The following is a 13051-nucleotide window of genomic DNA, read 5'->3' on the forward strand; positions in this document are numbered from 1 at the left end:
CCCATCTCACATACGATTTTTTCTAAGCTTAGCCCAGTAGAGCAGACGATTGACTCCTAGATGCGTGCCTGCCCCAAGGATTAAAATACCCAACATCTGCTGCCAAGACAGAGGGATATAGAAAAGCAAGAAAATAATACAGCCAATCAAAGAATCAATCTGGTCTATCCAGATAAAAGTCCATTTCCAGCCATTCTCCGCCGTCTTGCCCTCTCTGATTTCCAAACGGCGCTTGATAAAGCTATTGGGTAGCTCAAACAAAACATAAGCCAGTCCCAAAAGAGCTCCAAGTACCAGATTAAATAATACGGTATTTTCGTAGAAGGCATAGACCAAGTGCAGCTTCTCTAGGGTAGGAATACTCTTTAAGAGCAAGCCCCAGAGAATCTGAGCAAAAGCTCCCCAGACAATCATCCCAAAGAAACCTTTCCAAGTCTTGTTAGCCCCAAAAAGCCTCTTCCCATCTTTTAAAATCAGCCCAGCATCCATTGGTCGATAAGCCGCCTGCAGCAGTGAAGACTTGCAAAAGATCATATTCAGAACTCCAGCCAGAATGACCGGCATCAGGGTGATATATAAGGCAAGAATCGAACGCATACTTTTTTCCTATTCTCTTTATGAAAATCTGCTTGAAAAGATTAAGAGACTTCTCAAACATTTATGAATTCATTATATCATAAGTCTCTAAAGCCCTTACACAACAAACTGTCAACATCTGTCTCATCTGATAGTGGTGCAAAAAAACGCTATTCTACATTCTTATTTCTCCTTGCATCTGTAGCTGTCATGATTTTTCAAGATATACTAAGAATTAGTAGCAACTAAACAAGATTACAGATAATATGTCAATCAATTTTCTTTTTATTATAAAATGCTTTTAAAAATTTGTAAAGAAGGGGTTTATGATTCGAATTAAAAAACCAGCTTTTCTAGCTGGTTTGTCAGTTTATTCTCTATCATCATAGCCATTTGGATGACTGGAATGCCATTTCCAAGCGGTTTCGATAATAGTTTCGATATTGTCAAATTTCGGCTGCCAGCCCAGAACTTTTCTTGCCTTCTCAGAGGAAGCAATCAGCGTATCTGGATCTCCTGGGCGCCGCTCTGCTATTTCCAAAGGAATAGGATGTCCGGTCACCTTTCGTGCTGCTTCTACAATCTGCAGGTTGGAAAAACCAGTCGAAGAGCCAAGGTTAAAGGCATCTGAAGGATGTCCAGCACGCAGATGCTCAACAGCTAGAATATGGGCCTCAGCCAAGTCAAAAGGATGAACATAGTCGCGGACATTGGTGCCGTCCGGAGTTTCGTAATCGTCTCCAAAGACGGCAATCTTCTCACGTTTGCCCTGAGCCACCTGAAGTACAATGGGCAGGAGATGGGTTTCAGGTCCGTGATCCTCTCCGATAGACCCGTCTGGCTTAGCACCGGCCACATTGAAATAACGCAGGGCTACAAACTTGATGCCATAGGCCTGGTCTGCCCAGCGCATAATGGTCTCCATCATGAGTTTGCTCTCACCATAAGGATTGATCGGCTTTTGTGGAGTCGTTTCCAGAATCGGAACTTCCTCAGGAATGCCATAAGTCGCTGCTGTCGAAGAAAAGACAATATTTTTAACGCCACATTCCTGCATGACTTCCAAGAGAGAAACCATGCCGGCTGTGTTATTGTCAAAATACTTGAGCGGATCTACCATAGATTCAGCTACCTGCGAAAAGGCAGCGAAGTGAATGACTGCATCAATGGATGGATGTTTGGCAAAAACGCCACGCATAAAGTCCTTATCCGCCAAATCCCCCTCATAAAAGACTGCTTTCGGATGGACGGCTGCCCGATGACCAGTCACCAAATTATCAACGACGACTACCTCTTCCTTGCCTGCCGCTACCAGACGGTCTACCATGTGCGAGCCGATATAGCCAGCTCCACCTAATACTAAAATTGCCATAAAACTTCCTTTCCCTGTTACGCTAGATTCATTATAACACATTTCCTAGGGCTGGATGCCGACGGATTGGACGAAGCGCATGAAAGCCTCCTGCCCTTCCTCTGTTCGCTTGTAAACACCCGCATCTTCCAGTACTCGGCTGAAAATTTGACCTACTGAGGCTTGAACCACTTCTGCCACCGTCTCAGCGGTAACATCTGGATTCTGGTCTTTGAGTTGATTGGCCCACTCCTGATGATAGGTAGCAACCTGACAGTCTTCTCCCAACAAGAAAAGTTCCACCTGCTTGAGTTCTTCCTTGAGCCGAGGCGGCAGAATAGCCAGTCCCATAACCTCAATCAGGCCGATATTTTCTTTCTTAATATGCTGCACATCTGCATGAGGGTGATACATGCCGTCAGGATGTTCTGGGGAAGTTTGATTGTCCCGCAAGACCAAGTCAAGTTCAAAAAATTTATCTTTTCTGCGAGCAATCGGTGTGATGGTATGATGCGGTTCACCCTCAGACTCTGCCAATACCTGCACACTCGGGTCAGAATAGGTCCGCCAAACTTGCAAGATCTTGTCAGCCAACTCAATCAACTGTTCCTTCTTCTCAGACCTCAGACGAATGACGGACATGGGCCATTTAACAATACCTGCCTCTACCTCTTCAAAGCCGCTAAAAGTAAAGCTGTAATCTAACTCTGCTATTTGCATAGGGAAGGTATGACGTCCGCCCTGATAGTGGTCGTGGGTCAGGATAGAGCCGCCGACAATAGGCAGGTCGGCGTTAGAACCTGCGAAATAGCCTGGAAAAGTCTCAACGATGTTCAGCAGGCGCTCAAAGGTCAGCCGGCTGATGGACATAGGAAGGTGCTGGCTGTGCAGAAAGATGCAATGCTCATTAAAGTAGGCATAGGGCGAATACTGGAAGCCCCACTCCTGTCCAACCAAGTCAAATCGAATAATCCGATGGTTGGCACGGGCTGGGTGGTCCAAGCGACCTTGGTAGCCTTCGTTTTCCATGCAGAGCTGGCAGGCTGGATAATTACTATTCTTAACCTTTTTAGCTGCCGCAATTTCATTGGGATCCTTTTCTGGCTTAGAGAGATTGATGGTGATTTCCAAATCTCCATAAGCGGTCGGTGCTTTGAAAGCGATGTTTTTAGCAATAGCCTTGACCTTGATATAGTCATTTTTTTGACTAAGTTGGTAAAAATCAGCTACAGCTTGCTCAGGATTGGAAGCATAGGTCGTCCAGAAGTCCTGATTGAGCTTGCTAGGGGCTGGTGTAATCAAGTCCATGAGCTCAGCTCCCAGTATATCCTGCTCAGCTAAGGTGTCACCAATCGTCCCATTCTTGACAGCCATAGCTACCAAGTCATCCTTCAGGTCAATTAGCTGCTCAGCCTCTGTATTCTGCTCTGCCACTGCCTCTCCGACTAAAGCCATGACACGATTGCTCAGATAGATGGTGTCCATTTCTTCAAAAGTACTATTGTCAATCACTGCAGATACAAAAGCATCCAGTAACTTCTTGGACATAGTTCTTCCTTTCTTTTGCTAGTAAAGAGAGTGGGACAGAAATCGGTAATTCGTTAGAATTCGATTTCGTCGTCCCACCTCCGCACAGTTGATTAGGGCTGTAAAAGCTGATGAAATCAGCGTAATAGAGCCCACTCAACCACTGCGTCTTGCTCGACAATCCAAAGACAATTGAGAGGCTAGGACTTTTGTCCCAGACCCAAGTTTCTTTTCTGTGAAATTAGTCCAGCACTCGGCTTCCGCCAGCTATTTCTGCAATGTAAAAGCTAGGGGCATAGCCGACAACTTCTTGATACTTGCGGCCGACATTTTCTTTGAAAGATTCCACCGCATCCTTAGCAACTAAAGCAATGGCACAGCCACCGAAGCCTGCTCCAGTCATACGAGCCCCTAGAACACCTTCTTGCTCCCAGGCCGTGTGAACCAAGGTGTCCAGCTCTAGACCAGTCACTTCATAGTCATGTTCCAAAGAAACGTGGGAAGCATTCATGAGACGGCCAAACTTATCAAGAGCACCTGCCTGCAAAGCTGCCCGCGCTTGCAAAGTGCGTTGATTTTCTAAAACAGCATGGCGAGCCCGTTTGAGGCGATTTTCGTCCTCTATCAGATAGCTATACTCGTCAAAGGACCACTCATCCAACTCGCCCAAGGTTGCGATAGACAGTTTACGGTTCAGTTCTTCAACAGCTTTTTCGCACTCCGCCCGACGCTCATTGTACTTAGAATCAGCCAACTCACGACGCTTGTTGGTATTCATAATCACTACAACATTATCCTTGAGATCAAGCGGTACCAAATCATACTCAAGAGTATTGGTATCTAAGTAAATAGCCCGCTGGTCAGCACCCATTCCGATAGCAAACTGGTCCATAATGCCAGAATTAACCCCGATAAACTCATTTTCAGTTAATTTACCGATTTTCACTAGGTCCAAACGTTCCAACTGCAAATCAAAGAGTTTCTCAGCAATGACACCCGTCAAAAGCTCTAGCGATGCAGAAGATGATAAGCCAGAACCATTTGGAATATTTCCATAAACATAGACATCCATGCCTCGGTCAATTGTATGGCCTGCCTCCTGCAGAAAATGCAGAACTCCTTTCGGATAGTTGGTCCAGTTATGCTCAGGCTCAAAGTGCAGGTTTTCCAGCGACATTTCAATAATCCCTTTTTCTTCAAAATTCCCTGAGAAGAATCGCAAGAGTTGGTCGTCCCGCTTGCGAGCCGCTCCATAAGTTCCTAGAGAAATCGCAGCAGGAAAAACATGGCCGCCGTTATAGTCCGTATGCTCACCAATCAGATTGATCCGACCGGGTGAAAAGAAAGTGTGGTCCGCTTCTACTCCAAAAACCTTGGCAAAATCTGCGCGGACTTGCTCCGCTGAAATTAGGTTTGACATAAGCTAAACTCCTTTAAAATGAATAATCGATATTGTAATCGTTTTCTTGGTTTTATTATAACTGTTTCCGAGTAAAAATTCAATAAATTTAGTAAAATTTTACTAATTTTATAGATAGATTTTTTGTAAAAATCCAAACAGTAATCTGTCTGGATTATTTTATAAGGAGCAATAGATTAGAAAATATTGTCTTCCGTCTCAGCATCAAAGTAATGAGCCTTGTTTAGGTCGAAGCCAAGTTTAATACTGCTTCCGGTATTCATATGATCACGTGCATCAACTTTGGCAACAAACTCACTGCCACCAACCGTACAGTAGAGGTGAGACTCCGCTCCAAGCAACTCAGAAACAGAAATCTTCGCAGTTAGAACCGACTCAGGGAAGGTTTCCAGAAAAGCTGGTTCCAAGTTGATATCTTCAGGACGAATACCAAAAATCAACTTATTGCCTTCATAGCCCTTCTCCCGCAACCTCTTAAGATTGCCCTCTGGGACTTGGAGACTGAAGTCTCTGTTTGGTCCGACAAGACGGCCATCTTCCAGTGTCACTTCAAAGAAGTTCATAGCTGGGCTGCCAATGAAGCCGGCCACAAACTTATTTGCCGGATGTTTATAGACTTCCTGCGGCGTACCAATCTGCTCCACTCGTCCAATCGTTCCAGTTCCAGCAGGATTCTTGGTCGCTGACATGATAACGATACGATCCGCCAAGGTCATAGCTTCAGTCTGGTCGTGGGTAACATAAATAGTTGTTGCACCGATACGGCGGTGAATTTTAGCAATCTCTGCCCGCATAGAAACACGCAGCTTAGCATCCAAGTTAGACAGAGGCTCATCCATAAGGAAAACCTTTGCATCCCGAACGATTGCGCGTCCCATAGCTACCCGCTGACGCTGACCACCAGACAAATCAGCTGGCTTGCGCTGCAAGAATTCCTTCAAGCCTAGGATTTCTGCTGCTTCGTTGACCCGTTTGTCAATATCTTCCTTGCTGTACTTGCGCAGCTTGAGACCAAAGGCCATGTTATCGTAGACAGTCATATGCGGATAAAGGGCATAGTTCTGGAAGACCATAGCGATGTCACGGTCTTTTGGAGCCACATCATTGACCACTGTACCGTCAATAGAGGCAGTTCCTTCTGTAATATCCTCCAAACCTGCAATCATACGCAGCGTAGTTGATTTTCCGCAACCAGAAGGACCGACAAAAACGATAAATTCCTTGTCCTTGATATCTAGATTGAAGTCTTCCACTGAGTAGTGGTCGCTGTTGGGATATTTTTTATAAATATTTTTCAGATTTAATTCTACCATTCTTCTTCTCTTTTCTTATCTCTATTCAAAAGTAATAGCTTGGCCATTTTCACTAGCGCTATATGTCAATTCTTTGAGGTTGATAACTACTTGAGCATTGACTGATTTATCTGCATTGCTACGGACAATCCGGAGGCTATTTTCATCCAATAGATTCACTTCAATAGTGCCATCTAGGTCAAAGGCAGCAGACTGGTTACGGTAACTGAAAAGCTTGAGCAAGGCTTGCACAACTGGACGCTTGACTTCTTCAGCAATCTCCTCATTACTGTAATAATGACGGTTGATATTGCGGCCTTCCTTAGTGTTTTCTAACAGTTCAAGGTCATTTTTCCCAGCTAAGAAACCAACATAATAGACCTGTGGAATCCCTGGAGCAAAAGCCTGAATCAGACGACTGATGAAGTACTTCTTGTCGTCATCGCCCAAGGCTGAGTAGTAAGTCGAGTTAATCTGGTAAATGTCCAGATTATTGTACTCAGCTGAGGAATACTTTCGCTTAACATTAGCCCCAACCTTATATAGTTCATTGGTTGCAAAGTCAATTTCTTTATCAGTCAGAATATCCTTAACATCAACAACCCCAATACCATCGTGAGTATCCAGTGTTGTGAATTGCTTCATAGGACTCATTTCAAGCCACTTGACTAGACGCTCTGCTTTGCCACTGTATAGAGAATAAAGAGTTACCATCGGTAGCGCAAAATCATAGACAAAGTAGCCATGCTCTGCAATCTTGAACTGGATAGAATAATGCTCATGAATTTCTGGTAAAATATCCGTCCCAAACTCAGCCGCTTGCTGCTGAACTTTTTCTAATAAATCCCAGATTTCTGGCTCAACAAAGAAATCATTGGTATCTAACTTTTTGACTGCATAGGCAAATGCATCTAAACGAATCAGATCACAGCCATGCTCTGACAGTTGACGCAATGTTTTCTTGATGAAATCATTAGTTACCTGACTGCGAACATCTAGATCAATCTGCTCTTCACCAAAGGTGTTCCACAGATACTCGGTGCTTCCATCTGCAAAGACGATTTCCTGCTTAGGCGCCCGAACCTTACGCTTATAAATCAAATCAACATCAGCTTGCGTCGGACGATTTTCTGGCCAAAACTTATCCCAGCTGAGAAAGAGGTCACGATACTCACTCTGATCCTTCTTTTCCTGAAAATCCTTATAATACTTGGACTGGCGTGAGATATGGTTGATCATAAAGTCAAACATGAGATAATATTTCTCGCCCAGCTTTTCTACATCCTCCCAGTCACCAAAAGCTGAATCAACCTCTTCATAGTCTACTGGGGCGAATCCCCGGTCACCAGTTGATGGGAAGAAAGGAAGCAAATGCACTCCTCCAACAGCATCGCCAAAATGCTTTTCTAAATTGTCATATAAATCTTTTAAATTCTCCCCCAGGCTGTCTGAGTAAGTAATCAGCATGGTCTTATTTTGAATAGCCATAGTCTTCTCCTCTAAAATCTTGTCTTCTATATCCTTTCCTAGCGGTTTTAGGTTTTCTATTTATTAGCTCTGTGCGAAAAACACGAATCTTCCAAGAAGCTGAAGCTTCTTTTTCAGATTCCCTATTTTTCCACAGCCGTTACTAATTCAGTAGTTTACGGATGTGGTTGCCTTTGTATGCACTGTGAGCTTTTTACAGTCTTTGTATCTTGAGCTTACTTCACTGCCCCGTTGCTCATTCCAGCAATAATATTGCGCTGGAAGATGAGATAAACGATAGTAATGGTGATAATCCCAACAACATAAGAAGCAAAGCTCGGTCCATAATCATTAAAGTATTGACCTGTGTAGTTATATTGGAAGAGTGGCAGAGTCCACATCTTGGAGTCTTTATTGAGTACCAAGAGAGGAAGCATGAAATCATTCCAGAACCAGAGGGCATTGATAATCATGGTTGTCGCATGCATGGGTTTCATCATAGGAAAGATAATCTTGAAATAGGTTGTAAACTTTCCAGCACCGTCAATTTCTGCTGCTTCATCCAGACTGTCTGGAATGGAAATCTTAATGTAGCCTACATAGAGAAAGAGAGTCTGTGGAACAGCGTAAGCCAGATAGAGGATAATTAATCCCCAAGTGTTGGCTAGTCCTAGCTTACTCATCATAACTGTAATAGGAATCATGATAACTTGAAAAGGAACGAAAATCCCTAAAATCAAAAGCGTATACATAATACCAAAAGCTTTTCTCTTAGACATATTACGAGCGATAGAGTAAGCAGCCATGGGAATAAAAATCATGACAACAGCCAAAGATAGAACCGTGATTACAATTGAATTCCAATAGTAGCCTCCGATACCATCAGCCAAAAGGCGTTGGAAATTTTCCAAAGTCGGTTGAGTCGGAAATCCGAAAAAATTATTAACAATGTCTTTGGTAGACTTAAAGGAACTGAATATCGTTGCTAAGAGTGGAATTAAAATGATAATAGATCCCAGTGTTAGCAAGATATATTTACTAAAATTAGCTTTTCTTTCTGCATTTTTCATCAGGCTTCTCCTCTTAGATTTCAAATTTCTTAGATACTCTCAACTGGATAATAGAAATAACCGCAATCAAGAGAAACAAGATAACAGCAATGGCATTGGCATAACCAAATTGATTGCTCTTAAAAGCATAGTTGTATACCAGAAGTCCTAGAGAGGTGGTCGCATTATTCGGACCGCCACCTGTCATGGCAAAGACTTGATCAAATGCTGTCAAACCACCTTTTAGAGCCAAGATAAAGACCATGGAAACGCTTGGTAGGAGATAAGGAAGTTCCACCTTCCAAAAAATTTGTTTGCTGCTAGCTCCATCAATTCGAGCTGCTTCTGTAATCTCAGTCGGGATAGACTGAAGGCCAGCTAAGAAGATGATAATAGGCATGGCTACCCCTTGCCAAAGCAAGACGAAGATTGCTGCAAAGATTGCACCGCCATTCGTTCCTAGAAGGCTGGTTTTAAGAAATTCAATTCCTAAGGTATTCCCTATAGCTGGCAATCCGTAGTTGAAAAGTTGCTTAAAGATAAGAGCCACAGTCAATCCAGATAGGACAGCAGGGAAGAAAAACCAAGCTCGGAAGAAAGTTTTCCCCTTTATCTTCGAGTTGAGAGCTCGTGCTATCCAGATCCCCAGCATAATCTCACCAACAACCATACAAATAGTAATGATCAATGTAAATCCTATCGCGTTCATAAACTTAGGATCGCTCATGAGGAGCATAAAGTTATTGAGTCCGACAAACTTATAATTATAGGTCAAACCAGTCCAGTTTGTCAGGCTGTAGAAGGCACCCTGAAACATGGGCACATAGAAGAATACAGCCTGTAGTACAAGGGGAACAAGGACAAAGAGCCAGCCCCAATATTTCTCAATCAATTTTTTCATAGTGGATCTACTCCTACTCTACGTCTGCTTTCATCGGATTGAAGAAGGCATTTAGTGCTTTCGCCATATCCTCTTTGTTTCCAGTTGTAATATAGTTCCCAGTCAAGGTATAAAAATCACTTTCACTGGTCCAGTCTTGGGCTAGCCAAACGAGGTGTCGGTCTGTAAATGCTAGTTCAGCAAGACCGGCTAGCGGTGCATCTGAACCTGCTTCCTTGACACCTTCAATAGCTGTTGGTGAGCCGTCCACATCATAATATTTCTGCATAACTTCTGGACGTGACATATATTCAACAAAAGCATTGGCTTCTTTCTTGTGCTTACTACTTGAAGAGATTGACCAAGCTAGGTCTCCTGCTCCAATGGTCAAGCTTTGTCCTTTTTGCTTTCCAGGGAAAGGGAAAGTTCCAACATTAAACTTAGGATCTTGCGCATTGATTGCTGTGATAGCCCAAGAGCCATTTGGAGTCATCAGGGCATCGCCTCTAGCGAAGGCACCGACAACATCAGTATAGCCTGCTCCCTGCCAGTTGGTTTGCATGGCACCTTTTTTGCGGAATAAATCTAACAACCTGAAATCATCTTTAAGCACTGAATCTGAAGACTTGATGGCATTTGGCTTGGAAAAACGTAGGTAATCATTCGCTTCCTTACCACCTCCTGTAGAAGTGGCAAGAGCTAACTGATGATAACCATTCAAGGTCCAAGTATCTGCTCCTGCAATGGCAAAAGGTGTTTCCCCTTTTGCTATAATCGTATCAACTAATTCTTCAAATTCCTCCCAAGTCTCTGGAACTTTCAATCCCAGTTCTTTAAATTTATCCTTGTTGTAATAGATACCATAAGCATTAGCAGTATAAGGGATATTGTAAATCTTTCCATCTATCGCATATTTATCTGCGTAATGATTCTTAACTCGCTTGAGATAATCTTTATTAGATAAATCTTCAAAGTACCCAGCTTTAGCCCATTCTTGCAATTCAATAGATTGGGGATAGATATTGACAACATCAGGAACATCTCCAGCCAGAACTCGAGTTTTGAGTACTTCCCCAGCGTTAGGAACATTCACCACTTTCACATGCACATTCGGATTTTCTTTTTCAAAGTCTTTTGCAATCTCACGAAGGGTATCAACCATTTCACCCTTCTGGTTGAAATACTCAATCGTTACCTTACCATCTGTTGACTCCCCTTGGCTGCTGCAAGCTGACAGCCCCAAAAGGGACAGTCCTGTAATAGCAGCTAAGCTCATCTTTTTATACCATTTCATGATCTAGCCTCCTTATTTTTTAATAAAATGCAGCTGTCTGCTAAGATAATCTCCTTGCGGAAGATTCATAGTGATACCAGCATACATGAGTTCTGCACCTGAGTAAACTGCGCCATTTCCCTGTAGCTCATAAAGCTCTTCTTCCTCTAAGCCTTTTAGTTTCAAGGTTGTTTCCATCGTTTCCACAACTGATAAGACTCGGACATAGGTTACAATCGTTTGATTTCCATAGTTAAATTGAACCGCTGCTTCATTGGAGCCAACATCTGGATTGATTAGCCTATACTGACGCCCTAACTGGACCACTGGCCGTAATTCTTTATACAACTTCACCTGGTCAGCAATCGCAGCTTTCTCTTCATCTGATAGACTAGTCAAATCAAGCTCATACCCCAGATTTCCCATCATAGCTACATGACCACGGGTTGCCAGCGGAGTAATTCGTCCCATCTGATGATTAGGCACTGCCGACACATGGGCACCCATTGAAATAGTCGGATAAAGATAAGAAGAGCCATATTGGATTGGCAAACGAGCTATGGCATCGGTATTGTCACTAGCCCAGACTTGAGGGAAATACCGCATCATACCAAGATCATTTCGTCCACCACCACCTGAGCAGGACTCAAATAAAATATTCTCATATTTCTCTGTCAAATATTTTACAATTTCATAAAGCCCCAAGATATACTTATGTGACTGCATTTTGGTCTCCAGATAGTTAGTGCCATTCCCTAGATTGGTAATATTACGATTCATATCCCATTTTATGTAGTCAATATCGTGCTGACTTAACAGCTGATCCAGTGTTTCTTTGATATAGGCTACCACATCTGGATTAGCAAAATCCAATACGAGTTGATTGCGAGAGTAGGTATGATCTCGATCAGGCGCTTGAATAGCCCAGTCTGGATGTGCTCGATAAAGCTGACTGTCTACGGAAATCATTTCTGGCTCAACCCATAAACCAAATTGCAATCCTCTGCTATGAACTTCTGCTATGAGCTCTGTCAAACTGCCACCTAGCTTATCTTCATTGACAAACCAGTCGCCCAGAGCCCGATTGTCATCAAAACGGTTGCCAAACCAGCCATCATCGAGAACAAAGAGCTCAATACCAACTTTCTGTGCCTCATCTGCTAACTCTAGCAACTTTTCTTTTTTGAAATCAAAGTAAGTTGCTTCCCAGTTATTGATTAAAATTGGCCGCTCTCTCTTCGCAAAAGCTTTAGGAATGATATGCTCTTGAACAAAAGCTTGGCTCTCATGACTAAGACCAGTCAAACCCTGAGACGAATAATTCAACAGAGCAACAGGACTATAGAAAGTCTGCCCCGCTTCCAGTTTCCAAGCAAAGTTATCTTCATTGATACCGATACCTAGCCGAACTTCACTCAACTGATTTTGCTGAATCCAAGCTTCAAAGTTTCCGCTATAAAGGAGCTGAATTGCCCAAACTTGACCAGCCTCTTCCGTCGTTTCACTATCACAAAGGATAAGGCTCGGAGTCTGCGCGTGACCAGAAGCTCCTCGGTTGGAAGCTATTTTGAAAATTCCCTGTTCTAACTTGTGACGACGAACTGTTTTCTCCCTAGCATAAGCTCCCTGTAAACTAATCACATCATAGGTCCCTGCCGGCAAATCTGCCATTAAGCTCAAGTTCTTATGTATGACTGCTGTCTCTCTACCGATATTTTCCAGCTTAGTAAAGGTTGCAATAGTATTGCTATCTTCAAAAGCTGTGTAATAGAGAGTGAGGCGTAAGTGAGCTACTGCATCCTCTAAAATAAAGGCCAGTGTTTCTGCATCTTCTGTACTGTGAGGGCTAGGCAGTCCTGGAACTTCCAAACCACCCTTAATCAGCTGACTCTCAATAAACCTAAAATCTGTTACTTCATTATTAGCATGTTGGACTTGCAGAGAAGGTTGCCGAAAGTCTCCTAAACCATGCTGACCCAAAACCTGCCGCTGGGTATCTAAGCTAAAACTCCGCTCATTCGATCTCGGATTACCAGAAAATGCATGATCTCGCTCAAATACTGTATTGGAAAAATGATAGGATTCGATTTTTCTGCCTAAGTGTTTAAGCAAAAGGTAGCCATCCCTTTCCTCAATGATAAGACTGGAATTTTTTGTATTGATGTAGAATAGATGTTTGTCTATTTTGATAGCCATTTCTGAACCTCCATATTTAC

General features: G+C 43.0%; 10 protein-coding genes. All 10 read right to left on the reverse strand.

Annotated features, from left to right (window positions below; translation table 11 throughout):
- Positions 1 to 6 precede the first annotated feature (6 nt).
- On the reverse strand, positions 7 to 597 hold the full coding sequence (locus K1I80_RS04020) for a CDP-archaeol synthase (protein WP_223312804.1): 591 nt from the start codon (positions 595 to 597) through the stop codon (positions 7 to 9).
- Positions 598 to 946: 349 nt separating this feature from the next.
- Positions 947 to 1948, reverse strand: a complete 1002-nt coding sequence (gene galE / locus K1I80_RS04025; protein ID WP_223312803.1) for a UDP-glucose 4-epimerase GalE — start codon at positions 1946 to 1948, stop codon at positions 947 to 949.
- A 45-nt stretch (positions 1949 to 1993) separates the two neighbouring features.
- The gene (gene galT / locus K1I80_RS04030) at positions 1994 to 3475 is read right to left on the reverse strand and encodes a UDP-glucose--hexose-1-phosphate uridylyltransferase (RefSeq protein ID WP_223312802.1); all 1482 of its coding nucleotides are present in this window, start codon (positions 3473 to 3475) and stop codon (positions 1994 to 1996) included.
- A gap of 220 nt (positions 3476 to 3695) precedes the next feature.
- Positions 3696 to 4874 (reverse strand): galactokinase, encoded by a 1179-nt coding sequence (locus tag K1I80_RS04035; RefSeq protein ID WP_223312801.1) that lies wholly within the window; start codon positions 4872 to 4874, stop codon positions 3696 to 3698.
- A 176-nt stretch (positions 4875 to 5050) separates the two neighbouring features.
- Positions 5051 to 6187, reverse strand: a complete 1137-nt coding sequence (locus tag K1I80_RS04040) for an ABC transporter ATP-binding protein (protein ID WP_223312800.1) — start codon at positions 6185 to 6187, stop codon at positions 5051 to 5053.
- A gap of 21 nt (positions 6188 to 6208) precedes the next feature.
- The gene (gtfA, locus tag K1I80_RS04045; RefSeq protein WP_223312799.1) at positions 6209 to 7654 is read right to left on the reverse strand and encodes a sucrose phosphorylase; all 1446 of its coding nucleotides are present in this window, start codon (positions 7652 to 7654) and stop codon (positions 6209 to 6211) included.
- Positions 7655 to 7869: 215 nt separating this feature from the next.
- Positions 7870 to 8703 carry a carbohydrate ABC transporter permease gene (locus K1I80_RS04050; RefSeq protein ID WP_002912289.1) on the reverse strand — a complete coding sequence of 278 codons (834 nt, stop codon included), beginning with the start codon at positions 8701 to 8703 and terminating at the stop codon, positions 7870 to 7872.
- 13 nt (positions 8704 to 8716) lie between these two features.
- Positions 8717 to 9583, reverse strand: a complete 867-nt coding sequence (locus tag K1I80_RS04055) for a carbohydrate ABC transporter permease (protein ID WP_223311319.1) — start codon at positions 9581 to 9583, stop codon at positions 8717 to 8719.
- Between the two features lie 13 nt (positions 9584 to 9596).
- The gene (locus K1I80_RS04060) at positions 9597 to 10856 is read right to left on the reverse strand and encodes an extracellular solute-binding protein (protein ID WP_002904350.1); all 1260 of its coding nucleotides are present in this window, start codon (positions 10854 to 10856) and stop codon (positions 9597 to 9599) included.
- A 12-nt stretch (positions 10857 to 10868) separates the two neighbouring features.
- Positions 10869 to 13031 carry an alpha-galactosidase gene (locus K1I80_RS04065; RefSeq protein WP_223312798.1) on the reverse strand — a complete coding sequence of 721 codons (2163 nt, stop codon included), beginning with the start codon at positions 13029 to 13031 and terminating at the stop codon, positions 10869 to 10871.
- Positions 13032 to 13051 lie beyond the last annotated feature (20 nt).

The sequence above is a fragment of the Streptococcus sanguinis genome (assembly GCF_019929225.1).
GTDB classification, from domain to species: domain Bacteria; phylum Bacillota; class Bacilli; order Lactobacillales; family Streptococcaceae; genus Streptococcus; species Streptococcus sanguinis_J.

Excerpts from the sequence above, each read along its gene's own strand:
- K1I80_RS04020 (WP_223312804.1), bottom strand. The coding sequence starts at position 597 with ATGCGTTCGATTCTTGCCTTATATATCACCCTGATGCCGGTCATTCTG.
- galE (WP_223312803.1), bottom strand. The coding sequence starts at position 1,948 with ATGGCAATTTTAGTATTAGGTGGAGCTGGCTATATCGGCTCGCACATG.
- galT (WP_223312802.1), bottom strand. The coding sequence starts at position 3,475 with ATGTCCAAGAAGTTACTGGATGCTTTTGTATCTGCAGTGATTGACAAT.
- K1I80_RS04035 (WP_223312801.1), bottom strand. The coding sequence starts at position 4,874 with ATGTCAAACCTAATTTCAGCGGAGCAAGTCCGCGCAGATTTTGCCAAG.
- K1I80_RS04040 (WP_223312800.1), bottom strand. The coding sequence starts at position 6,187 with ATGGTAGAATTAAATCTGAAAAATATTTATAAAAAATATCCCAACAGC.
- gtfA (WP_223312799.1), bottom strand. The coding sequence starts at position 7,654 with ATGGCTATTCAAAATAAGACCATGCTGATTACTTACTCAGACAGCCTG.
- K1I80_RS04050 (WP_002912289.1), bottom strand. The coding sequence starts at position 8,703 with ATGAAAAATGCAGAAAGAAAAGCTAATTTTAGTAAATATATCTTGCTA.
- K1I80_RS04055 (WP_223311319.1), bottom strand. The coding sequence starts at position 9,583 with ATGAAAAAATTGATTGAGAAATATTGGGGCTGGCTCTTTGTCCTTGTT.
- K1I80_RS04060 (WP_002904350.1), bottom strand. The coding sequence starts at position 10,856 with ATGAAATGGTATAAAAAGATGAGCTTAGCTGCTATTACAGGACTGTCC.
- K1I80_RS04065 (WP_223312798.1), bottom strand. The coding sequence starts at position 13,031 with ATGGCTATCAAAATAGACAAACATCTATTCTACATCAATACAAAAAAT.